This window comes from uncultured Thiothrix sp. (assembly GCF_937876535.1).
Lineage (GTDB): Bacteria > Pseudomonadota > Gammaproteobacteria > Thiotrichales > Thiotrichaceae > Thiolinea.
The window spans coordinates 1-24547 of the sequence record NZ_CALFHZ010000017.1 but is presented as its reverse complement, the minus strand read 5'-3'; the positions used below and the strand labels follow the sequence as shown (position 1 = coordinate 24547).

Genomic DNA, 24547 nt, shown 5'->3' with positions numbered 1-24547 from the left:
TCCAAGCTTTGCAGCTGCGGTAAATCCCCTAAGCCTTCCAGCGTGCTCAACTGATTAGAACTACAGTCCAAGCTTTGCAGCTGCGGTAAATTCCCTAAGCCGTCCAGCGTGCTCAACTGATTAACACGACAATCCAAGCTGTGCAGCTGCGGTAAATCCCCTAAGCCTTCCAGCGTGTTCAACTGATTAGAACTACAGTCCAAGCTTTGCAGCTGTGGTAAATCGCCTACGCCGCCCAGTGTACTCAACTGATTTCTGGAGCAGTCCCAGCTTTGCAGCTGCGGTAAATCTCCTAAGCCGTCCAGCGTGCTCAACCGATTCTTAGAGCAGTCGAAGCTTTGCAGCTGCGGTAAATCTCCTAAGCCGTCCAGCGTGCTCAACTGATTTCTGGAGCAGTCCAAGCTTTGCAGCTGCGGTAAATCTCCTAAGCCGTCCAGCGTGCTCAACTTATTAAGAGAGCAGTCCAAGTTTTGCAGCTGGAGTAAATCGCCTAAGCCGTCCAGCGTTCTCAACGCATTATAAGAGCAGTCCAAGCTTTGCAGCTGTGGTAAATCGCCTAAGCCGTCCAGCGTGCTCAACTGACCTCTGGAGCAGTTCAAGCTTTGCAGCTGCGATACATGGGCTAAGTCGTCCAGCGTGCTCAACTGATTAAGAGAGCAGTCCAAGTTTTGCAGCTGCGGTACATGGACTAAGCCGTCCAGCGTGCTCAACCGATTCTTAGAGCAGTCCAAGCTTTGCAGCTGTGGTACATGGACTAAGCCGCCCAGCGTACTCAACTGATTATAAGAGCACTTCAAGCTTTGCAGCTGCGGTACATGGACTAAGCCGTCCAGCGTGCTCAACTGATTAAGAGAGCAGTCCAAGTTTTGCAACTGTGTTACAAATCTTAAGCCATCTAAATTAGTTAATTCATGTGCACTAATATTTAACTCAGATACCAAGGTCAGACACTGTAATTTTCTAGGTAATGTTTCTAATTTTCCCTCAGGCCCCCAAGGACCAGAAATATCCAAACTCTCCAGCCAAACTAACTCAAATACCTCCTCAGGAACTTCATCAATAATCAGTTCACTCAAATCCAATTCAATAGCACGTGTCCGACGACACTCCTCAACCCGTCTTTGAATTTCAGCTAGGCGTTCACGTTCATCTTCAGTCATAGCAGGCATACGCTTGGGGAGAATCTAAACATCTTAACCAAGCCACCCGAAAAACCCAAACCCTTAGCCCCACCAGCAAGCCACGCTCCCCACCAAAACCACCTATACTCCTAAAACACCCCATAAAAATACAAAAGCGCGAGGAGAATCATCATGCCCAGCACCCCAGCTCAAGAATACCGCTCCCCTAATGGATTGACTGAACGGAGTAGCGCCCTGCCACCGATTCCGAATGGGGTTTACAGTAAAAAAGATGCTGAGCAGGAGGCGAAATTAGTTGGCTTTAATTTTTATGCAGAAAAAGTCGCGCTCTGCCCGAAGACCTGGAGCACTAGCCCCGGCACAATGGTGCGGGATTTAAGTGCGACTACTTACAAACAAGGCAGTTATGAAGATCAGTTCAAAGGTAAATCTGTGCCTAAGGGCGTGAAGAAAGCCGCCGTTTTTAAGCAAAGCATGAATGAGTCCAATACCAGCGGCACGTTCTCCCCCGCTGCACTGTTGTATTATCACTTCTCGCGCTATTTCGATCTGTCGATTGATGTACCGGTGGCGATTTATCGGGAAATGGATAGCAAGGAACATTATCAGCGTGTGACTCAACGTGGCGTTGCGCAAACCCGTAGTGGGATGATTGCCGCTGGTTGGCGACACTTAGCGGCAGCCGAAAAAAATCCCGCTAATTTTCAGGCCGTTGATAGTTTACTCACCCCAGATCGGAAAAAAATCTACGGTTGTATGCTCAAGGCTAAAGGTGAGCGTTATGGAGCGGAGATCAATGGCGTGCGCTCTAGTTGGGGGACGGTGCAGAATGAGGAATTTCAACGCACTGCCCCCTATCTGGCTTTAAGCTCCGATTTACCTTTACTCCAAGCGATCACCGAAGGCAAAAAACAGGCTTTCAAAAATACGACCATTCGTAAAGCCACCGTTGATGCGTCCCCTTTTCAAATGATGTATTGGATGAAAGAACTCAGCGAAATCGTGCTGCTGGACTTTATCTTTAGCCAACAAGATCGCATCGGTAATATCGACTATGAATGGCGCTGGTATTGGCTCGCGGCTGGCGAAGTGCAATCGCAAGCGGCTGACAGCAAACTCAGTCGCACGCAAATGGCTAGCATCAAACCACCCGCTGAAATTGCCAATCTTTCCCCGCAACTCCTGCAACGCACTTGTTTAAATGACAATGATGCGGGCGGGCGTGTGCCTTATGTGAACTTTGCGAAGAAGACGGGTATGCTGCAAAAGTTAAGACATTTTAGCGGTAGCACTTATAAGCGCCTGTTGCGCCTGAATGCTGATCTGCAAGACTCTGGCGAAATTTTCCAATACCTGCAAAGTAATTTCCTACTCAATAGCAGTGAACTCAACCAAATCGTCAAAAATACCCGCCTCGCGAAAGAAATTCTGCAAGACACCTGCTCCTTGCATAAATTGCAGTTTGATCTGGATGCACCGAAAGAATATTTGCTCACAGGACGGGTAAAGTTGGCAATGGTAGCTTGTAATTGAGCAGCATTAGAGCACACGGGTGACTAAACTCCGCAACCATGCCAAAGCTAGATCCCCATCCAAGCGCTTATGCCAAATTAGGGAAAAATGCTGGGGTGCAAGTTTCAAGGGCAACTCAAAGGCCAGCAAATCAGGATTATTTAAATTCGCCAGCAAACGCGAAGGCACGTTCATAATAAGATCGGTATTGGCGAGCGCTGCAATATTCGCAAGCATATTCGGTGAGCTCATGGCAATGCTGCGCTTGAGTCCCCATTGAGCTAACTCCACATCAATCGCACTCGGCTGTGGGTCTTTAAACGACACCACGATATGTCGATAGCGTAGATACTCTTCAAGGCTGATAGCATTAGTTTGCAATTTGTGCGCTAAAGGATGCTGCTGGCTCATTAAGCCCACTAAGTGCTCACGAATAAGCGGCATCATGCTAAACGGGCTAGTGGGCGGGGTATTACCAATGAAGGCTGCATCTAATTCACCTTGTTCTAAACGGGTCAAGGTTTGTGCACTGTAGTTTTCAATTTCTAAGCGCGCTTGCGGCGCTTCCGCATTCAAGATAGCAATGAGCCGTGGTAGAAAGGTTGCTATCGAATAATCACTTGCAGCGACCTTAAAGCATTGCTGCGTACTGGCAGCATCAAACGGCGCGTGATTAAATAACTGCTTTGTATCCGCTAACAACTGTTGTACACGCGGCAATAAGCTTTCTGCACGCGGCGTTAGCACTAAACCATTGCGCCCGCGCACAACTAATTCATCTTCCAATAATAAGCGTAAACGTTTGAGTGCATGACTAATAGCCGACTGGCTTAAGGCTAATTGTTCAGCCGCCACCGTCACCGACTGGCAACGAGCCACCGCTTCAAACACTACCAATAAATTTAAGTCGATACGGGCAAGATGAATAGGCTGCATAAGGGTTGTGAAATCATTTCATTGTTCAAACAGTTTCAGACGGCCTAGCATAACTAAAACCAGCTAGCCTCTAAGGATATAATGATGAACCGCAAAGCCCAAACAATTGCTCTCTTACAAGGTATTGAAACCCAAGATGTCGCGGCTATGCGTGTGATTAACCCAGAGCATTACATCCAGCATAATTTGAATATTGCCAGTGGCTTAGAGGGTATTGCTCGTGTTGTGCAACATCAACCCCCACAGGGTTTTAAAGCTAAAGTCATCCGTGCCTTTGAAGATGGTGACTACACCTTCGCGCATACTGCATACGATTTCTTTGGCGCTAAAGTGGGTTTTGATGTCTTTCGTTGGGAAAATGGCTTAATCGTGGAACATTGGGATAACCTCGCTGACCTTGCACCACCTAATGCTAGCGGACGTACCCAATTAGACGGCTCTATCACGCTCACTGATCTTGAGAAAACTGCTGAAAACAAACAAATCGTTGAGCGCTTTATTCGTGAAAACTGGTTAGACCAGCGCAATACCTACGCTGACTACATTGCTAATAACGTCTACTTGCAACACAACCCCCTCGGACAAGATGGTTTAGATACTTTTCTTGTGACCCTAAAACAACTGCAAGAACATGGGGTGGTGATGTACTTCACTAAAATCCATAAAATCTTAGGCGAAGGGAATTTCGTACTTGCTATGTCTGCAGGTAAATTTGGCTCGAATGGTGGTGTCGATACCGCGTTTTATGACCTATTCCGTTTAGAAAATGGCAAAATTGTTGAGCATTGGGATGTGATTGAAACTATTACCCCAGCTGAGCAACGCAAAAATAATAATGGCAAGTTTTAAGGGCTAAGGTATGAAAATTACTATTCTAGGCGCGTCCGCAGGTGTGGGTTTGAATGCGGTAGAAACGGCTTTACAACGAGGTCATCAAGTGACGGCGTTGTCGCGTAGCACAGAAACTTATCCACAAGATCCCAAGCTAACGGTAGTCGAAGGTAGCGCTACAAACGTGGACGATCTCAAGCAGGCTACAGTAAACGCCGATGCGGTACTCGTAACCCTTGGTACGGGTATGAGCACCAAACCGACCCAACTTTATACACATGCTGCCCAAGCCCTGATCCAACTACAAAAAGATACGGACACGCAAATCCCTTTTATTATTCTGACGGGCTTTGGTGCGGGTGAAAGTGGTCAATATCATAGTTTTATCATGAGCTTAGTTTTTAAGTTTATGCTCAAAGCGGTTTATGAGAACAAAACTGCTATGGAGCAAATGATTGCCGCTAGCCCGATCCATTGGGAGTTTGTGCGTCCCGGTCTACTGACTAAAAAACCAGCCTCAGGCCAGTATCGAACTGAAACAACATACTATAAGGGCATGAATATCGGCAGCATCTCACGAGCGGATGTAGCAGAATTTATGGTGAAACAAGCAGAACAGCCGAGTTACTTGGGGAAATATGTAGCTTTGGGGAAGTAATTCCCCCTTTCACGCATATACTCTAAAGCTATTGGGTTCTTATATGACCAATACAGAGCATAACAACCGTCTACTGTAAACCAAGTAAAGAATAGCATTATCGGGAAATAACCCCTTTGCCGCTCAATCAATACATGCAAGCTCCACGAAGCGGTTAAATAAGCAAACCCCGCCATAATAAAACTAATCGGAATATCCCAATCGGGTGCTTGATAATAAAATGACCCCATAATTAATAAGCCAAGCCCTAGACTTAGTGTCAAGATCTTCCACGGGCGTTGATATTCACTTAACTCTGCTTGTAAGGACTGATAGAAGGACATAACTAGACTCTTTTTCGATTGAGTGTAAAAAAACAACCTAAAGCAGGCCAAATTTAAGTGCTTAAAGGCTAAATCTTACCACTCATCCTTAAAACAAAGGCGTATACCTGCTCTTTACAAACTTTATCGGAATTTCATAGCTCCTTTACGGTCAACTCTTAATAATGGCTGAATCTAATTATCCCTTCTAGCTTGGCGAGGATGAGCATCATGACCCCACGTTTAGCGCCCTTGGCTATCCTAATCTTGAGTTTAAGTGCAGGTTTTACTTTACCCGTTGTCCAGGCAGAAACTACGGTACCTGCCATGCAACTACCTTTGAGTAGTGCTGATTTGAAGCAGGTATTTACGCCTCGTGACGCCGAAGATGTCGATTTAGATAACGAAGGCCTGCTAGATAATGATACCGCGTCGGTCTATCCGAAGGTCGAAAATGACCCAAATGCTGATGTATTGGATAATATTTTTAAGCAGATGCAAGCTGATCAACATTATCTGTCTGAGGGCGATATTAAACGCATGGTGCGCTATTTCGAATGGGCTTTGGAGGCACCCCTGATTAACTCCGAACGCAATGAACTACGTCAACAGATTATTAATACACATGATAAAGATGGCGGGCAAAGTCGTGCTTATCAGTTTTTGGCGCAAGGTGTGGGCAATAAGATTGGTAATGTGTATTTAGATGCGGTCGCTAATCCCTTTGATGAATGGCAACGCCAAGATATTCAGCGTCAGTATTTGCCCTTATTACAGCGGGAAGCTAAGGGTGGAGACGGTTTAGCACAATGGTTAATGGCACGCTATGACAGCATACAGCCGCCCTTAACTGCGGGTAAAAATCCACTACGTCCACAGGTAGCTAAAGTTTATGTCGATCATGTGATTTTTGCCTTGAATGAAATCGCAGGCGCTAAGCCAGAAGATCCACTTTACAAAGTCACACCGGAGTTACAAATCCAAATCGCTCAACAATTAATTAACGCTTGGCCAAGCTTAGATGCAACTAAGCGCCAAGAGCTTTTAGATATGCCCTTCGACTGGGCAAATACCGTTAAGGAGTGGGCTAATAAAAGTGAAGCAGAAAAAACTAAAGCACGGATTGCTTGGGGTAAACAATTCACACCTGCATTTCCTGAGTTAGCCTCTGTACATAAAGCGCGTATGGAGGCTTATGAAAAAGCTGAAGTACAAGCCAAGACCGAGCAATTACAGCGTGAAAAAGCCGAAGCTGAGCGTATTGCTAAATTAACACCAGAACAGCGTGCGGCAGAGGAATTAGCTAATCAACAATTAATGAACTCGATAATTTCCATGCAAATGCAAGCCAATATGCAAATGCAGCAGCAAACCATGCAGGCAATCAGCAATATGCAGCAGCAAGCTCATGAAACCAATATGGATATTATTAGAAATATGGACGGTAATACCACCTGGCGTTATGAGTATGTGTATAGACCTTAAACTGCATATTAGTCTTTTGTGCATTGGCGTTTAGTATTTATACCTCAGCCACCTGAATATAAACTACTCTTAGTTACTCTAAGCCTGATAGCTAAAAATAACTAAAAGTGTGGATTACCTATTCTGGTACAAGGCAAATTTGATAAAATAGTTAGCATTAGTCAGTAATGATTTATTTTGGAGCTATCTCAACCTGCCGTTTGATTAGCCTTCAACGGCTTTTCATTAATCACAGACAGTAGCAGACATCCTTGGTTACCCTGCAAATTATAAATCGAATGGATTTTGCTTAGTCTGCAAGATAGTACAAGCTTAACCAAGCTAACTTAAATACGGTTAGCTTCGGTTTTTGCCGCTCCTCCAATAATTTTGTATCTTGAAATAGCCTTAATTAAAAAATCTAATACTAGCTTTCCTAAATTTAAGTTGAGATTGATCATGAAAAAAAGTCGAACACTAACCCTAGATGATACAACAACGGCCTCTAATCCTGGTGGGATAAACTTTATGCCACTTGTTTATCTTAGATATTACCCTATTTGGGGAGTAAGTTTAGCCTTTTTAGCAATCCTCTCAGTGGCCTTACTGTTTTTATTACCCTACTCATTTAACCTTATGCTATTTTCAGTGGTAATGATTTTTGCAAATTTTTTTTATTGGTTCCGAAAAAAAGAACACTTTAAGTTTGGTGACTCTAATCCGGGTAAAGTCATTCAGAACAACCCAACCCTCATCGCTGTTTTAACCAATTTAAGTAAATATGGTGGCAACTACCCAGTTATTAAAATTATTAAGTCTCCACTTAAGGATTTATCTGTTGGAGAAATTATTGGGACTGTTGCGCTTTACTTTCCTGGAGATAATAAAAATTTACCCCACTGGAAAGATTTTGATCCCATACCTCTTCAATGTGCAACCAACAATAAAATGGAAGCTGCAGCGGTAGTTAGTAGTTATAGCAAAGAAGAACTAGCTGCTTTGGAAATAGGCATCAATTCATTAGCAAAACCCTATAAGAAAGGTCTTTATAAAATGTATAGTGGTAACTCAAACTGGGTTAAGGCTTAACTAAGTTAAACCAAAGCGACTTTATTTACTTTCTTTAGATTATTTGAGGGTAAGAAATACTAGCTGAGTGAGCTGTAAATTTTACTAGTATCGAATAGCTATAAAAAGGCGAGTCACCCCGCCTTTTTTGCATCAACCAATTAAGTCTTAATGCCGTTTCTTAGGCGCGATTAAATCCGTAATCGAGCCTTCAAACATTTCCGCTGCCATCGCTACCGTTTCTGACAGCGTTGGATGGGGATGCACAGTCAAGCCAATGTCAGACGCATTCGCGCCCATTTCAATGGCGAGGGCTACCTCTGCAATCAGGTCACCTGCATTCACACCGACGATACCAGCACCAATCACACGGTCAGTTTCTTCATCAAATAGGAGTTTGGTCATCCCTTCTTCACGCCCAAGTGACAAGGCACGTCCACTAGCTGCCCACGGGAACACGCCTTTGCCGACCTTCATACCCTTAGCTTTAGCTTCTTCCTCAGTCACGCCCACCCAGGCAATTTCAGGATCAGTATAAGCTACGGATGGAATCACGCGCGCATCAAAGTGACTGGGTAAACCAGACGCCGCTTCCGCAGCCGTTTTGCCTTCGTGTACCGCTTTATGCGCGAGCATCGGTTGGCCAATAATGTCGCCAATCGCAAAGATATGTGGCTGAGTAGTGCGCATTTGTGAATCAACGACTTTCACAAAACCGCGTTCATCTACCGCCACACCTGCCTTCTCAGCACCAATGCGTTTACCATTCGGTGTGCGCCCGACGGCGACTAATACACGATCATAGACTTGTGGTTCAGCAGGAGCATGTTTGCCTTCAAAGGTGACTTTCATGCCTGCTTTGGTGGCTTCAACTTTAGTCACTCGGGTTTCGAGCCAAATGGCTTCGTAGCGTTTTTGGATACGAGTTTGATAAGGCTTCACAATGTCCTTATCTGCACCGGCTACAATGCTTGGCAGCATCTCCACCACAGTGATTTTGGTACCCAGTGAGTGATAAACTGTTGCCATCTCTAGGCCAATGATGCCGCCACCAATCACCAACATACGTTTCGGAATATCTTTCAACTCCAAGGCACCAGTGGAGTCAATCACACGTGGGTCTTCTGGAATGAAAGGTAATTTCACCGCTTCAGAACCCGCCGCAATCACCGCTTTTTCAAAACGGATTACAGTTTTCTTGCCATCATTACCGACTACTTCGATATGGTTCGGATCAAGGAAACTACCGACTCCATTCACCACTTGAACTTTGCGCTGCTTAGCCAAACCATTCAAACCACCGGTTAAACGTCCAACGATTTTTTCTTTCCAAGTGCGTAGTTTGTCGATGTCGATCTTAGGCTTGCTAAATTCAATCCCGAAATCGCTAGATTCATGCGATTCATCAATCACTTTTGCTGCATGTAATAAGGCTTTGGAGGGGATGCACCCCACATTCAAACACACACCACCTAGAGTTGCCCAACGCTCGACCAAGACCGTTTGCATGCCTAAATCAGCCGCACGGAAAGCGGCGGTATAACCACCAGGCCCGGCACCAAGAACTAACATTTGGCAAGTGACATCCGCAGAGCCACTGTGTTTAGCAGCAGCAGGGGCTGCAACTGGAGTTGCTGCTTTAGCAGGAGCGGGAACACTCGCTGCAGGTGCAGGCGCAGGCTTACTTGGAACTGCTGCAGCACCTTCCACTTCCATTTTGCAGATCAAGCTCCCTTCAGAGGCTTTATCACTCACCTTAATCAGGATTTCTTTAATAGTTCCCGCATGTGGTGAGGGAATATCCATCGAGGCTTTGTCCGATTCGAGGGTAATCAGCGCATCTTCCTTTTGCACTTTATCGCCTGCTTTGACCAGCACTTCAATCACATCGACGCTTTTGAAATCGCCAATGTCCGGTACTTTGACTTCAACAATTTGACTCATAACAGTGCTCCTTACAGAATGAGATTACGGACATCAGACAAAACAAACGCAAGGTGGCTCACAAAACGAGCGGCATACGCGCCATCAATCACGCGATGATCATACGACACCGCTAGAGGCTGAATTAAGCGATCCACGATTTCGCCATTTTTACGCACTAAACGCTCTTGGGCACGGGTTAAACCTAAAATCCCCACTTCAGGCGCATTCACAATCGGTGTGAAATTAGTACCACCAATCCCGCCGAGGCTAGAAATGGAGAAGCAGCCGCCTTGCATATCGCCAGATTTCAATTTGCCTTCGCGTGCTTTTTTGGACACTTCGCCCAATTCACGCGCGAGTTCAAATAAGCCCTTACGATCTACATCTTTAATGACGGGAACGACTAAGCCATCGGGCGTGTCGACTGCAATCCCGATGTTATAGAACTTACGTTGAATCAGATTTTCGCCATCATCCGCAAGGGCTGAGTTGAATTTTGGGAACTCTTTTAAGCCCGCAGCGACTGCTTTCAGCATGAACACGAGTGGGGTGAAGTTAAAGCCCATCGCTTTGGCTTTGTCCTTCATGCTATTGCGATAGGCTTCTAGCTCAGTAATATCGGCTTCATCAAAGTGCGTCACTTGTGGCACGGTCAACCATGCACGATGTAAATGCTTGGCGGAGAGTTTACCAATGCGTGACATAGGCACAGTTTCCACTGCACCGAATTTACTCCAGTCCGGTTGGGTAATAAATTGTACGCCACCCATACCTGAAGCTACTGTTGCCACCACTGGACTAGCTGCTGGTGTCGGAGCTGCTGCGGTAGTTGTAGATGGAGCTACCACCGCACCGCCCGTTTTAAAGCCACGTACATCCTGCTCCGTAATCCGCCCATTCGGACCTGTCCCTGTCACTTGAGCAATATCAATCCCCAATTCACGCGCAATCCGCCGCACCGATGGGCTAGCATAGGCACGTTTAAAGGCTTCATCATTGCCCACATTGGCAACTGGTGTAACGGAACTAGTTGCTACTGCAGGTGCATTTACAGCAGGTGCTGGAGCGGCAGCTTCCGCAGGCGCTGCACCTTCAACTTCTAATAATAGAATCAGGCTACCTTCAGAAACTTTATCACCTACCGCGATTTTGATTTCCTTAACCTTACCACCTTTAGGCGAGGGTATTTCCATCGAAGCTTTATCAGATTCGAGCGTGATTAACGAATCCTCCGCTTTAATCACATCGCCCACATGCACTAATACTTCAATGACGCTCACACTTTTAAAGTCGCCAATATCGGGTACTTTAATTTCCTTCACACCCGATACCGGAGGCGTGGCTTGTGCCGCCCCACCTGCGACTTTCGGTTGTGCCGGAGCAGCGGCTACATTCACACTCGCTTCGCCGGTATCTTTTAATAATAAAATTAGGCTACCTTCAGAAACTTTATCGCCCACATTGATCTTAATCGCTTCGACCACACCGCCTTGCGAGGCAGGAATATCCATCGACGCTTTATCAGATTCCAAGGTAATGAGTGGATCATCAATCTTAATGGTGTCCCCCACTTTCACGAGCAATTCAATGACGGTTACTTCTTTGAAATCACCGATGTCAGGTACTTTGATTTCTTTACTCATTTACTCACTCCTTAGGCGTACAGTGGGTTAGGCTTTTCAGGATCAATGCCGTATTTCGCCATCGCTTCTAATACGGTTTTCGCGGTGATTTTGCCTTTAGCTTTGGATGATTTTTGTTCATCCGCTAAGGCTTTCAGTGCAGTCACTGTTACGTAATAACGATCTACTTCAAAATGGTGACGTAAGGCTTGGCGACTATCAGAGCGTCCAAAACCATCGGTGCCAAGCACATGCAAGGTCTTATTCACATAAGGACGCACTTGGTCCACATAGGTACGAATGTAGTCAGTGGAGGCAATCACAGGGCCTTCAGTGCCTTCTAAACATTGAGCAATCCATGATTGGCGCTCCGGTTGATCAGGGTGCAAGAGATTCCAACGCGCACAATCGGCACCATCACGTGCTACTTCATTCAAGCTTGGGGTTGCCCAAATATCCGCATCAACATCCCAATCATTTTTCAGTAGATCCGCCGCTGCAATCACTTCGCGTAAGATCGAACCGCAACCCATCAGTTGCACCTGATGTTTGCCTTTGCCATCCGCCTTACGGAAGGCGTACATCCCTTTAATAATGCCTGCTTCAGCACCTTCTGGCATTTCTGGCATGCTGTAGTTTTCGTTGAGGGTGGTGATGTAATAGAACACATTCTCGCCATTTTGGTACATGCGGCGCAGACCATCATGGAAAATAACCGCTACTTCATAGGCGAAGGTCGGATCGTAAGATTTACAGTTGGGGATAAAGCCTGCGAATAATTGGCTATGACCATCTTGATGCTGTAAGCCTTCGCCATTCAAGGTGGTACGCCCTGAGGTACCCCCGACTAAGAAACCGCGTGCTAACATATCGCCCGCCGCCCATGCTAAGTCTCCAATCCGTTGGAAGCCAAACATGGAATAGTAGATATACAGCGGAATCATCATCTTATTGTTATTGGCATACGAAGTCGCTGCCGCCACCCATGAAGACATCGCGCCCGCTTCGTTAATCCCTTCTTGCAATAATTGGCCTTTAGAGGATTCGCGGTAGGGCATAATATCGGTCGCATCCATTGGCTCATACAACTGGCCATCCGGTGCGTAAATCCCTACTTGGCGGAACATACCTTCCATCCCAAAGGTACGGGACTCATCCGGCACAATCGGTACTAACCGTGGCCCCAATTCTTTATGACGCGCTACTGCAACCATTACCCGCACCATGGCCATCGTCGTGGACATGGTACGCTCGCCAGTATCTTTCAAGAGGGCATCAAACAGCTCTCGCAACTCAGGAACAGCTAAAGTTTCAAAGTTTTGTGGGCGATTCGGTAAATAGCCGCCTAAGGCTTGACGACGCTCATGCAGATATTTCATCTCCAAAGAATCGGCAGCGGGCTTATAGAAGGAAGCATTTTCGACTTGTTCATCAGTGACCGGAATCCGGAAACGATCACGGAGTTTGCGTAATTGGTCAGAACTCAGCTTTTTCTGTTGATGGCTGATATTCATCCCCTCGCCTGCCTCGCCCATGCCATAACCTTTAACCGTATGCATCAGGATAATAGTCGGGCGACCAACCGTATTCACTGCATTGTGATAGGCTGCATATACTTTCTCTTGGTCATGACCACCCCGCAGCAAATCATAGTAGATTTGATCGTCGGTCATATCGGAAACCATTTCTAATAGCTCAGGGTATTTCCCAAAGAAGTGCTCTCGAGTATAAGCGCCACCTTTGTTTTTGAAGTTTTGGTATTCGCCGTCAACGGCTTCCATCATGCGCTTACGCAATAAACCGTTGGTATCTTTTGCCAGCAAACGATCCCAGCCCGAACCCCACAAGACTTTAATCACATTCCAGCCAGCGCCACGGAAGTTACCTTCCAGCTCTTGCACGATTTTGCCATTGCCGCGCACCGGGCCATCCAGACGTTGCAAGTTACAGTTGACTACGAAAACGAGGTTATCTAAACGTTCACGCGAAGCTAAAGAAATGGCACCTTGAGATTCTGGCTCATCCATTTCGCCATCCCCTAAGAATGCCCATACCTTGCGACCTTCCGCATGATTATCGGCAATCTTGGCAAACCCACGATGTTCTAAATATTTTAAAAAGCGCGCTTGGTAAATCGCCATAATCGGGCCTAAGCCCATTGATACGGTCGAGAATTGCCAAAAATCCGGCATTAAATACGGATGTGGATAGGAGGATAAGCCTTTACCTTTGGATTCAATGCGGAAATTTTCTAATTGCTCTTCATTAAAACGCCCTTCCACAAATGCGCGCGCATACGTCCCCGGTGCAGTATGGCCTTGAATAAACAGCATATCGCTGCCATTCGGATGCCCATGACCTTTCCAGAAATGGTTATAACCGACTTCATACATAATCGCGGAAGATTGGAAGGAGGCAATATGCCCCCCCGGCTCAGCAGGCTTACGGTTTGCGCGTACCACCATCGCCGTCGCATTCCAGCGCAAAGCACGCAGAATATGGCGTTCTAATTCGAGATTACCCGGATAAGCAGGCTGCTGATCCACTGGAATCGTATTGATATACGGAGTGTGCATATCGGGCGGCTCAACACCCGCCTCGGACGCCGTTTCTATGGTTTTATGTAGTAAATAGCGGGCGCGGTCTGCACCGGAACGCTCGACCACCACATCAATGGCTTCTTGCCATTCTTGGGTTTCTTGTGGGTCGTGATCTAACTGGTCATGGCTCATTAAAAATCTCCTAGCACTAAAAGGTTAGGAGCGGTCTAGTCGCTTTTTATGTAGTTATTCCTGACGGGATATATCGCCGCTCCCCTCTTATATCCCTATAGAGGGGGCATACTACACAGATAAATTTTGAAAAGCCATAAGTTGAGCAATTAACTTATTTATTTTTAAAGATTAAATAATTAATAATATAAAATTCAATAAGTTATTTTTGCGAAATTACTTTAAAACTAAAAAACCGAGTTGTGCTCTTATTACTGTTCAAAATTTTTGACTAAAAAACATCTCATCTCTTAGAAAAATTTAAGAGGAAATTTAGAAAAAATGCAAATATTCTCAAGCAAGCAACTAGTAGCTAAAGCTGACTAAATCAGCTAATCGCATAGAGCAACGATTAGAGGAATGATTTTTAAATTAATTAATTTTCAAACACTTAAAATAAAAATATGAAAACTAACCCCACAAACACTTACCAGCCGACTTCTGGATTGCCGCTAAACGCTCAGTATGTGCGGCTAATTCCTCTGCATTTGCTGAAATGACAGGTAGGTTTAACCCAGTGGCTACACGGCGAATTGAAGCTGCTGAATGCCCCGCAGCACGGCCATCATCTAGCTCTCCGCCCAATTGCAAACTAACTTGCCCACCTGTCATCGCCAGATAAACATCCGCTAGGATTTCTGCATCCAATAAAGCACCGTGCAAAGTACGATGCCCGTTATCAATTTCATAACGCTTACATAAAGCATCCAAACTATTCCGCTGCCCCGGATACAGTTGGCGCGCCATGACTAAGGTATCAGCCACCGTACAGTAGTCAGTAATTGCCTGATAAGGCTCACTAAGCTGGCTCAATTCATGGTTTAAGAAGCCAATATCAAAGGGGGCATTATGAATAATCAGTTCAGCACCGTTGAGATAAGCAATTAAGTCAGCCGCAATCTCTTTAAAACGGGGTTTATCCGCTAGAAAATCATTAGTAATGCCATGCACTTGCACAGCTTCAGCATCGATTTCTCGATCAGGTTGTAGATAAAAATGGAAGTTATTCCCCGTTAAGCGCCGACTGATCATTTCTACGCAACCAATCTCAATAATACGATGCCCTTCTTTTGGGTCTAAACCAGTAGTTTCAGTATCAAGAATAATTTGACGTGTCATGCTGATTTCCTTTCATCAATCGCTCGGTTCGCTAAACCATCCACGCGCTCATTCTCAGGATGGCCTGTATGTCCGCGTACCCAATTCCACTTAATCTTATGCGGTTGTGCGGCTCTCTCTAAACGCTGCCATAAATCTTGATTCTTTACAGCTTGCCCACTAGCATTCTTCCAGCCTTTACGCTTCCAGCCAGCTAGCCATTCAGTCATACCTTGCAGCACATATTTAGAATCTGTTGTTAAGGTGACCTCACACGGTTGCTTTAAGGCCTCTAAGCCACGAATTGCTGCCATTAGCTCCATCTGATTATTGGTCGCTGTGGCTTGATAACCATACAGCTCACGTTCTTGTTCCGCATAGCGTAATAGCACCCCCCAACCACCCGGCCCTGGATTTCCTCGGCAAGCACCATCGGTATATAACTCAACTTTTTTCACGCTTGGGTTCTCTTTTTCATAGGGGTGGCATAATTAGTACTCTGAGTACTGGTGGTATTGATGGCTATTTCGGGTCTTAAACGGGTTTTAGTAGCACGTACTTTTGGTTTAAGAGGAATTAACCGCGATACCTGCTTACGCACATGAATAACTTGTACACTCCCAAACGGTAGCTGATATTTTTGCCCTAAACGATCTACCCATTCTAAATGCTTGAAAACCCTATCACTCTTTAAGGCTGGTCGAAAGCCTAGGGTATAAGTCTCTAACATTTCAAAGCCTAATACCTCGAACCAATCACGAATTCGCCGCTTGGTATACATCGCCGGACGATCAGGTACACGCCTTAGATAATTCCAAGTTTGCCCCAAACCTCGCAAACTCCAAGGATTAAAGCTGATCAACACACAATGCCCCTCTGGAACTAGGACACGCTCAATCTCCCGCAAGACATGATGAGGGGAATGTGCATAATCCAAAACATGGCAACCCACGACTAAATCAATTTCATTAAACCCAATAGGCAAAGCCTCAGCTTTAGTAATGGTATCTGCGATAGTGGAATAGGGATTGGTAGATAATTTAATATGAGTACTAATCCGTGAATCACAAAGCAAATTGCAGTGCTCCACCATTAAACCAAGCTCTAAGGCATAATAACCGAACACCTCTTCAGTCATGGTAGTCACGAGTTGACGTAGCTCTGCCAGCACATAAGCACCTTCTACAGTACTGTACCAGCCTTGCAATTTGTCGATCTGTTGCTCAACTGAGGCGACAGGATGGGTTAAAACAACAGGTGTTGCTTTTTTCTTGTTCATTCAATCAATACATATTATAGTCGAATGGAATTTGCTTAATAACGAATCAGCAAGCAGGGCAATCAAAGTAGGTAAAATCTTAATCTGACATTCCGGACAGAGAAACACAACTATAAACAAATAAACTGGGGTGAATTAGATCTTCCAACGTTGAGCTTGCAATACGAATTTTATAATAGGGTCTATTGGGGCTACACATCATGGGGACATCCACTTACCTCGCACCAGTCGCGGCAGTGTGCGCTTTATTGTTTTTAAATGGCTGCAGCAGCACAAAGCCAGACACCAGCCTTGAAACATCAACTGAACAAACAACATCCATACCAGAAGCCTTACCACTCATGCAGTCAGGCAAACCATCCCCTTATCGTTCAGTTAAGAATCGCCAAACTTATGCAAAACGCACATGGATAGCCCAAGCCCGCCCACAAACCTATGCACGTGTAGTAACAGCACCACGTATTCAGCGCGCGATGTATATCCCTAGTATCAGCAGTGATTATAGTCTTGATCAAGACTTTGATACCTGGTCACGCGTTTTTCGACATTTCCAATTAGCCGATTATTCGGGCAACCCAAGGGTGCAACAATTTATTCGCTCTTATGCACAAAATCCGCAAAGTCTCAGCATTCTTTCTGACCGTGCCAGTCTATTTTTGCACATGATTATTGAAGAAGTGACCCGACGTGGTATGCCTGCTGAAGTGGCTCTGTTACCTTTTGTCGAAAGTGGCTTTGATGCTGATGTATTTTCAAGTGCTGGAGCCGCAGGCTTATGGCAATTTATTCCGTCCACAGGGCGTAATTATGGCCTAAAGCAAACCGGTAATTATGATGCACGTATGGATCCATTTGCTGCTACTGGTGCTGCTTTAAATTATCTACAGAAACTCAATCGTCAGTTTAATGGTGACTGGTTATTGGCTTTTGCGGCTTATAACTGCGGAGAAACTTGTGTTAGTCGTGCAGTTATTCAAGCACAACAAGCTGGTTTACAACCTACCTTCTGGAATTTGTCTTTACCACAAGAAACCATGAACTATGTGCCGCGCTTATTAGCCTTTAAAGAGTTGATTGGACGCTCCAACTCTTATGGGATCCGTTTACGTGCTACACCTAATGCTGCACGCCTTGCGCAAATGCGTATTAATAAACCAGTTGATTTACGCCTAGCTGCCATGCAGGCGGGTTTACCAGCAAGTCGTCTGATTGAACTAAACCCTTGTTTCCGCACGGGTATTACTACTCCTGAGCACTCCAATCGGATTATTCTCCCGCGTGAATATGCGGATCGCTTAGCTCAAGTGATTCGTGTAATGCCAGCCGCTTATACCCGTCAGCTATAGCTCATGTGGCAGATCGTCGTCTGATAGTTGAACTGGAGCTTAACTATCGCTAAGTTAACAGGCAGCACAGTAAAAGCTGTGTGCCTTCAAGAGTGATAGTCTATGCCAGAACTTGTCATTAGTTTGAATAAACAAATCATTAAAAGGCTCCAGCTTGCTGAAGCTAAATATCTGTTCGGACGATCTGAGCACTGTGATGTTGTCTTAAATGAACGTATGGTCAGTGCTGAACATGCTCAACTAGTACGCATAGGTGATGAATGCTTTTTAGAGGACTTGCACAGTACTAATGGCGTTTATGTTAACCAGGTACGCACCCACAAACACCTGTTACTTAATAAAGACCTAATCCAAATTGGCAAATATGAACTCCTCTTTCATGCCATTACAAAGCTTGACCAAACAGTTGATAATCTATGTTTAGAGACTGAGAGTATCTAAACCTTTACTAATGAAAAAATCCCTCACCTATTATTCATTTTCAAATGATCAACAATAGCTATTTGAAAAATAAATAAATTATTTTAAAGATTACGAATATACGCTCAAACTACACCTCAAGCGCTTTAAAATTATAGCTAGTTTTAAGTTCCATGATTTTGTAAAACTAGCTAAGCTATAATCTTTGCCCAGGGCTTGAGCTTATGCCTAATTTATCTCCCTATGACTTACGCAAACAGCTACGACGCCAACGCTCAAGCCTATCGCCATCTGAACAGCAGCATCTTTCCCAGCAAGCAGTTAATCATTTAAGTCGCCACCGCATTTTCCGCTCTGCCCGAAATATTGCTTTGTATCTACCCGTACGAGGTGAAGCTGATCCGCGTGGCTTGCTACAGTTTGCACAGCCTAAGCAGCGATTCTTTTTACCTGTACTCAGCTTAAGCCATGATTCAAAACTGATCTTTGTCGAATGGAGTCCACAAACCCGCTTCCGTAAAAATCGCTTTAATATCCCTGAGCCACTTTTGGCTAGACAGAGAATTCTTAGCTCAAGGCAACTAGATTTAGTCATCACTCCTCTGGTAGCTTTTGACCACTATGGCTCCCGTTTAGGTATGGGTGGAGGTTTTTATGATCGGAGTTTTGCAGCTAAACACTATCTAAAACGCTCTCAACCCCTGTTACTAGGATTCGCCTATCCTTTCCAGCAAGTTGCGCGTTTAGAAAAACAGGTTTGGGATGTAGCTGTGGACGCAAGTTGTACAGCCCAAGGCCTAACTTGCTACTAAGCTTGAATATATTAGAATATTATAATATAATATCTTATATATAAGTTTGTGGGAGGAAACCATGAAAAAACTTCTAATTGCTCTGAGTCTCTTCGGTCTTGCCAGCTCTGCTAGTGCTGATTTCTTTGGTAGTGGAAATAATGGCGAGTGGAAAATGGGACCTTATGGTCCTTACTGGGAAGAAAATGACTGGCCAGAATGGACACCCATGTACTGGATGCAAGAAATGAGTGATAGTTTTAATAATGACAATACTAATGGCTTTAATTTTAATCAGGGATTTAGCTCTTGGAATATGCCATTCTTTGGTAATAACAACTATGGCAACGGTATGCCCATGATGCCTTATGGTTATCCAACAGCCGCAATGATGCCGTATGGAGCTATGCCTATGCCTTATTATGGTGCAGGCTATGCCATGCCTAACTTGCCAGTAATGCCTAGTGCACCTGTTAACACCGCACCAGGCCCCAGCACACCAACTGAAGCCACTGGCACAACGGCTACTAATTAATCTAATTATTGGCTTCTGGTTTACAAATACCGGAGCCATTCAAAGTACAAAAGCCTGCTGGTAATTCAACTCCAGCAGGTGGTTGCGCAATGAATTTACTATTCGGCAAAGTATTCGATACAGTCTGAGCGCTAACAGATTCAGCAGTATTAGTACTTGTGTCTGAGTCCGGCGCGGTTTTTATAGTTAGATGCTCACTAAACCTTTCTACACGTAACTCTGCAAAATGAATACGGGCTTGCCATTGGTCTTGTTGATAAGCCTGTTCTGCGTTTAATTGTTGTAATTGCTGTTTGCTTAAACCTAATTTTTCAGCCGACTCAGTCATAATCAGTAAATGCTGCCAAGCCATCTCAGCTTGGTTTAATAAGACTTGAGCCTGCTCCTGCGAACTGGCTGTTTTGGCTAATTGCTCATAAGTTGCCTGCATCTGAACTAACTTGTCCCAATCACTTAAATACTGGGCTTTCACTTGTGCATCTGTAGCTGAATTGATAGCAGGCAAGGCTTGTTGAGGTGCAACAACATTTGGCTTAAAAGCGAATAAAACTCCCAGAGAAATCAATAACAGTAAAACAATAAACCCAGCATACGCAATTTGCGAACTATAATGATTCAGCCAAGAACCTTTAGGCGGCTCTTGCTGCTTTAAGATCAATTTAGCCATGAGCATTTGACCACTTGAGGGGTTGAGAATTGCAAGCAGGTTTCTGACACAAAACCTTAACTTTAGAAAATAGCAAGCAGCACTAAGAACACCAGCACACACTAGATAGATGGTAATTAAATCTAGCTGCTACGTCACTGTTTAAGATTAAGAAACTAAGTATTAGTTCCTATCAAACAAAGATTTGCTTAAATTTAAAGCTATCAAATGGGTTGAGCAGAGGGGTCTGTTTTAGGAGCTGGTGCTGGTGCTGGTTGCTCTGGCGGCTTGGCTAAGTCTTGCTGTAATTGCTTCATACTATCCTCAAGGCTTTTACCCAGCTTATCAATACTTTCGCTTAAGCTGCTATCTAAACCTTTTAAACTATCTTGCATGAAGTTGTTTAGCTGATTTACTACCGCCCCCATTGCACCGCTCACCATCGAGCCTAGTGTTTTCTGTACCTCAACGCGCCATTTATTCTCGTGTAGGCTTAAGATAGTACGCAGTGGAATTGGTAGATCACCTTTTTCGCCGCTGTAGAGCACGGTCGCTACCTCGGCTAAACCATTTTCGATTTTCAGCTCACCCGTCTCAAAACGTTTGGCAGAGATTTTCTTCGTATGGAGTAAGCTTAGATATTGAGTACTCTCCCAAGTTGTAAGATTTTTAGCAGTTTCCATATCATCTTTTAGGACAGCCTCCCAAAACTGATTGGCAACCTGCCGCGCATCTTGTTCGGCGGAACTATTACAAGCAGTTAAGACAAACAAACACATCCAGCTCAGGAATAACCAATGAATGCGATAAGCGCGAGTTTGCATGTTTAAACTCCTAGTAACACGCCCTCCTCTTGACTAGCTAAGGATAGACGTACTGTAGTGATTTGATTTTCAAGGTCTCTAGCATCATGGGGGCTAGTAATGACTTTACAATAGTTGGGCGTATATCCGGTATAAATCAATTGGCCATCTTGTTCGCGACTACGTTCCCATAAAACTGGAACTGTTTTTCCCACTTGTTGCTGGAGCCAAGCTTGCTGTGAGCACTCTGCAAGTTGATGCAACTCTTGACTACGTTGCTTTTTAAGCGCTTCAATCACTGGATTGGCTAAGCCTGCTGCTTTCGTACCAGCCCGCGGAGAGTAAGTGAAAATGTGCACGTGCCCAAAACCCATCTGCTCGACGAAATTTACAGTCTCACGCCATTCCTCCTCAGTCTCACCAGGGAAACCGACGATAATATCCGTGGTAACATTAAAGCCAGGAATAGACGAGCGTGCTTGCGACACCAGTTGAGAGAATTCAGTTGTTTTGCAACGCCGTGCCATCCGCCGTAATACTGAGTCCGCCCCACTTTGAATCGGTAAATGCATATGTGGCATTAAACGCGAATTGCTAAACAGCGCAAAAAAATCTTCAGGCAAATCCCAAGGCTCAACGGATGCAAAACGAATGCGTGGAATATCCGTTTCTGCCAGAATCCGCTGCACTAAGCTATGCAACGAACTATCAGCTAAATCACTGCCATAGCCACCCACATGCACGCCAGTGAGTACAATCTCTTGTACACCCTGCTCAGTGAGTTGGTTGATTTCCTCAATAATGGAAGCTTCAGTGCGACTACGTTCTTCACCCCGGGCGACAGTTACAATACAGAAAGTACAACGATACCGGCAACCATCTTGGATCTTAATAAAAGCGCGATGACGACCACGTACAAATAAGCTATTCTCCCCCGGCTCAGTGGCTATTTCTGGCATCACGGGCAAAGCAAAGGTTTCCATAACTTTATAGGGTAGCTGATCTTTTTCCGTATTAGGAACTACCAAATCAACGCCTAACGTATTGGCAACTTCAGTCGCTTGTAAGGTCGCATAACAGCCACTGACGACCAATTTAGCAGCCGGATTTTCTCGATATAAGCGATTGAGTAAACGGCGAGATTTAGCTGAGGCCTCTTGAGTAACCGCACAGGTATTCAAAACAACCACATCAGCATCCGGTGCAGCAGTGACAATCGCATGCCCTGCCGCACGGAAACCTTGTGACCATTGCTCTAACTCAGCTTCATTGAGTCGACAACCTAAAGCTTTTAAATGTACTTTCATGGCATTTGCATCTTAGGGGTTAGTAGTGCGCCTGCCATCAGAGATTAAATATTTTCTGGATGTAATTCAATTTCTGAACGTGCTCGCAAATCTTCTAAAGCAGCATCTAGCTCACGGCTACCACTCACACCGCCATACATCTGTGCACTATTTTCTTCAATAGTATTCGCACCATCTTCAACTGACTTCAGTGAAATGATGGTGTAATCTCCGCTGGCTAAAACCACCTTATCCCAATCTAATTGACCTGCAGCAGGGCGGGGTAAAGTGAAAGTCTTTTCAATCACTTCTGGTGCAACTGTGCTACCAGTACGCTGTACAAAGCCAGGCTTTTCAATCGCTTCTGCCTTACCTAAACCCGAGGCATCTAAAGCTGCCCAGCCAGTAGTTTTGAGTTGTTTTAATAATTCATCACCTTTTTGTGCAACTAGCTTGCGAGCTTCTTGTGCTTTGAGCAGGGTAGTTATTTCTGCTTTTACCTCTTCTAGAGGCTTTTGTGCAGCAGGTTCTTGACCAGCAGAACGTAAAACGATGGCTTGTGTATCAGAGACTTGTACTACCTGGGAGTTTTTACCTTCTTTTAATACTTCATCCGAAAAAGCCTCAGCCAATACCTTCGGATCTATTAACACCCCCTCCCCTTTAGAGCGTGTCAACCAACCTGACTCTTGCACAGCAACATTCACTGCTTTAGAAGCTGGTGCTAAATCCCCACTTTGCTCATAAGCAATCGTTTGTAATTTTTCTGCAGCATCTAGGAAAAGTTTTTCGGCTTCTGCACGACGATAATCCTGTTCAACCTGAGCCTTTACTTCTTCATAGGTCTTCTGTACTGCAGCTTTTACACTATTCACACGAATAATTTCATAACCTGCCCCCGTTTTGACAGGCTCGATCATTTTATTCACTTCAGCTGCAAATACTGCTTTCTCAAACTCAGGATCCCAACTACCTGCGGCTACATCACCAACCACACCTGCTGCTTCAGCGGTAGCTTTATCATCCGATTCAGTTTTAGCGACATCTTCAAAAGTTTTTTTACCGGCTTGAATATCCGCATAGATAGCATCGATTTTTTTCTTAGCTTCAGCATCCTGAGCAGGATCATCAACTGCCACGAGGATATGACTGGTGTTGCGGGTTTCTGGCGTTAAATAACGATCTTTGTGCTCATCATAATAAGCTTGCAAACCACCTGCATCGACCGTCACTGTTTTAGCTAAAGCTTCTTGATTCAAGTCGATATAAGCCACTTTGACTTTTTCTTCAGTCATAAATTGGCTTTTATGCTCAGCATAGTATTTACTGATTTGCTCGTCAGTGATTTGTATTTGTGGTTCAAAATCAGCCACTTTGATGGTAAACAATTCAATATCACGCTTCTGGTTGCGTAGCGTTTGATATTGTTCCATTTGAGCCTTAGTTGCGAAGGCAGTGCTTTGCAACCCATCACGGAACTGACCATTGGTAATATCAGTACGCATTTGCTCTTCAAATGCACCCTGATTTCGGCGTTGTGAAGCTAAGAAACTTTCATAAGTGGCTTTATCAAATTGACCATCTTTTTGGAACACACTGATCTGAGAAATAGCAGTGGCTACATTTTCAGTGCTAGCGCGATAACCTTCATCTTTTGCCTTCTGGCGCAGCAAAACTTGATTCACGACATTATTTAAAGCCATCTTTTTTAAGCTATCGTCGCCTAACTGTGCTGCCATTTGCCCAAATTGTTGGCGAATCTGCCCCAACTCTTGTTGAACTTCTTGTGCAGGCACATCCTCACCATTTACTACTGCTGCGGCTTTAGTGGAGCCACCCTCCATGTAGGAGTTAATACCCCAGAGTGCAAATGGAACACTAATGAACCCTACAATGGCATAGGCAATCCAGCCTTTGGCTTTATCATGAATCGTTTGTAACATATTTTTCTGCGTATTATTTAAGTTGAACTGATCAGAACTGCCCGCCCTTAGGGCATAAGGCCGCATCATACAAAATGCCTAGCGTGAGGGGAAGAAAAAAGCAACGATTGAAAGGTTGGCGGAGTGGACGGGGCTCGAACCCGCGACCCCCGGCGTGACAGGCCGGTA

General features: G+C 44.9%; 22 protein-coding genes. 9 read left to right on the top strand and 13 right to left on the bottom strand.

Annotated elements, in window-relative coordinates; translation table 11 throughout:
* Window positions 1–1160: leucine-rich repeat domain-containing protein (locus tag Q0230_RS09145; protein ID WP_298609645.1), on the bottom strand; the 1160-nt coding region annotated here is incomplete at its 3' end.
* A 153-nt stretch (window positions 1161–1313) separates the two neighbouring features.
* Between Q0230_RS09145 and Q0230_RS09140 the strand changes: the two genes are divergently transcribed.
* Window positions 1314–2675 carry a hypothetical protein gene (locus tag Q0230_RS09140; protein WP_298609644.1) on the top strand — a complete coding sequence of 454 codons (1362 nt, stop codon included), beginning with the start codon at window positions 1314–1316 and terminating at the stop codon, window positions 2673–2675.
* Window positions 2676–2681: 6 nt separating this feature from the next.
* Here Q0230_RS09140 and Q0230_RS09135 read toward each other — a convergent pair whose 3' ends face one another.
* Window positions 2682–3590: a LysR family transcriptional regulator gene (locus Q0230_RS09135; protein WP_298609643.1), complete on the bottom strand. Its 909-nt coding sequence runs from the start codon at window positions 3588–3590 to the stop codon at window positions 2682–2684.
* 81 nt (window positions 3591–3671) lie between these two features.
* Between Q0230_RS09135 and Q0230_RS09130 the strand changes: the two genes are divergently transcribed.
* On the top strand, window positions 3672–4439 hold the full coding sequence (locus Q0230_RS09130) for a nuclear transport factor 2 family protein (protein ID WP_298609641.1): 768 nt from the start codon (window positions 3672–3674) through the stop codon (window positions 4437–4439).
* Between the two features lie 10 nt (window positions 4440–4449).
* A complete protein-coding gene (locus Q0230_RS09125) occupies window positions 4450–5079 on the top strand; it encodes an NAD(P)-dependent oxidoreductase (protein ID WP_298609639.1) in 630 nt (209 codons plus the stop codon).
* On the opposite strand, the gene Q0230_RS09120 is transcribed toward Q0230_RS09125, so the two are convergent.
* Complete coding sequence (locus Q0230_RS09120; RefSeq protein ID WP_298609637.1) at window positions 5046–5402, bottom strand: hypothetical protein; 357 nt, start codon at window positions 5400–5402, stop codon at window positions 5046–5048. The two genes, Q0230_RS09125 and Q0230_RS09120, sit on opposite strands and share 34 nt — an antisense overlap.
* A 210-nt stretch (window positions 5403–5612) precedes the next feature.
* Between Q0230_RS09120 and Q0230_RS09115 the strand changes: the two genes are divergently transcribed.
* Entirely contained in the window at window positions 5613–6866 is a 1254-nt protein-coding gene (locus Q0230_RS09115) for a hypothetical protein (protein WP_298609636.1), read from the top strand.
* A 438-nt stretch (window positions 6867–7304) separates the two neighbouring features.
* On the top strand, window positions 7305–7934 hold the full coding sequence (locus Q0230_RS09110; RefSeq protein WP_298609634.1) for a DUF3239 domain-containing protein: 630 nt from the start codon (window positions 7305–7307) through the stop codon (window positions 7932–7934).
* A 147-nt stretch (window positions 7935–8081) separates the two neighbouring features.
* Here the strand turns inward: Q0230_RS09110 and lpdA are convergent, their stop codons facing one another.
* The 6 genes from lpdA to Q0230_RS09080 form a co-directional block, all read right to left on the bottom strand.
* Entirely contained in the window at window positions 8082–9857 is a 1776-nt protein-coding gene (gene lpdA / locus Q0230_RS09105) for a dihydrolipoyl dehydrogenase (protein ID WP_298609632.1), read from the bottom strand.
* Between the two features lie 11 nt (window positions 9858–9868).
* Window positions 9869–11482, bottom strand: a complete 1614-nt coding sequence (locus tag Q0230_RS09100; RefSeq protein ID WP_298609630.1) for a dihydrolipoyllysine-residue acetyltransferase — start codon at window positions 11480–11482, stop codon at window positions 9869–9871.
* An 11-nt stretch (window positions 11483–11493) separates the two neighbouring features.
* The gene (aceE, locus tag Q0230_RS09095) at window positions 11494–14193 is read right to left on the bottom strand and encodes a pyruvate dehydrogenase (acetyl-transferring), homodimeric type (protein ID WP_298609628.1); all 2700 of its coding nucleotides are present in this window, start codon (window positions 14191–14193) and stop codon (window positions 11494–11496) included.
* Window positions 14194–14643: 450 nt separating this feature from the next.
* Complete coding sequence (gene dnaQ / locus Q0230_RS09090) at window positions 14644–15351, bottom strand: DNA polymerase III subunit epsilon (protein ID WP_298609626.1); 708 nt, start codon at window positions 15349–15351, stop codon at window positions 14644–14646.
* Window positions 15348–15788: a ribonuclease HI gene (gene rnhA / locus Q0230_RS09085; RefSeq protein ID WP_298609624.1), complete on the bottom strand. Its 441-nt coding sequence runs from the start codon at window positions 15786–15788 to the stop codon at window positions 15348–15350. Before rnhA ends, dnaQ begins: the two co-directional genes overlap by 4 nt.
* A complete protein-coding gene (locus Q0230_RS09080) occupies window positions 15785–16609 on the bottom strand; it encodes a methyltransferase domain-containing protein (RefSeq protein WP_298609622.1) in 825 nt (274 codons plus the stop codon). The genes rnhA and Q0230_RS09080 overlap by 4 nt, the downstream gene beginning before the upstream one ends.
* A gap of 200 nt (window positions 16610–16809) precedes the next feature.
* Here Q0230_RS09080 and Q0230_RS09075 point away from each other — a divergent pair, with 200 nt between their 5' ends.
* From Q0230_RS09075 to Q0230_RS09060, 4 genes are all read left to right on the top strand, one after another.
* The gene (locus Q0230_RS09075; protein ID WP_298609620.1) at window positions 16810–17955 is read left to right on the top strand and encodes a transglycosylase SLT domain-containing protein; all 1146 of its coding nucleotides are present in this window, start codon (window positions 16810–16812) and stop codon (window positions 17953–17955) included.
* A 102-nt stretch (window positions 17956–18057) separates the two neighbouring features.
* Window positions 18058–18396: an FHA domain-containing protein gene (locus tag Q0230_RS09070; RefSeq protein WP_298609617.1), complete on the top strand. Its 339-nt coding sequence runs from the start codon at window positions 18058–18060 to the stop codon at window positions 18394–18396.
* Between the two features lie 203 nt (window positions 18397–18599).
* Window positions 18600–19187, top strand: coding sequence for a 5-formyltetrahydrofolate cyclo-ligase (locus tag Q0230_RS09065; protein ID WP_298609613.1), 588 nt, complete (start codon window positions 18600–18602; stop codon window positions 19185–19187).
* A gap of 61 nt (window positions 19188–19248) precedes the next feature.
* Window positions 19249–19701, top strand: a complete 453-nt coding sequence (locus Q0230_RS09060; protein WP_298609611.1) for a hypothetical protein — start codon at window positions 19249–19251, stop codon at window positions 19699–19701.
* 1 nt (window position 19702) lies between these two features.
* On the opposite strand, the gene Q0230_RS09055 is transcribed toward Q0230_RS09060, so the two are convergent.
* The 4 genes from Q0230_RS09055 to Q0230_RS09040 form a co-directional block, all read right to left on the bottom strand.
* Complete coding sequence (locus tag Q0230_RS09055; protein WP_298609609.1) at window positions 19703–20368, bottom strand: hypothetical protein; 666 nt, start codon at window positions 20366–20368, stop codon at window positions 19703–19705.
* Window positions 20369–20571: 203 nt separating this feature from the next.
* Window positions 20572–21171 carry a hypothetical protein gene (locus Q0230_RS09050; RefSeq protein WP_298609608.1) on the bottom strand — a complete coding sequence of 200 codons (600 nt, stop codon included), beginning with the start codon at window positions 21169–21171 and terminating at the stop codon, window positions 20572–20574.
* Window positions 21172–21173: 2 nt separating this feature from the next.
* Window positions 21174–22457, bottom strand: a complete 1284-nt coding sequence (mtaB, locus tag Q0230_RS09045) for a tRNA (N(6)-L-threonylcarbamoyladenosine(37)-C(2))-methylthiotransferase MtaB (RefSeq protein WP_298609607.1) — start codon at window positions 22455–22457, stop codon at window positions 21174–21176.
* Window positions 22458–22501: 44 nt separating this feature from the next.
* Window positions 22502–24448 (bottom strand): SurA N-terminal domain-containing protein, encoded by a 1947-nt coding sequence (locus tag Q0230_RS09040; RefSeq protein ID WP_298609606.1) that lies wholly within the window; start codon window positions 24446–24448, stop codon window positions 22502–22504.
* Between the last annotated feature and the right edge of the window lie 99 nt (window positions 24449–24547).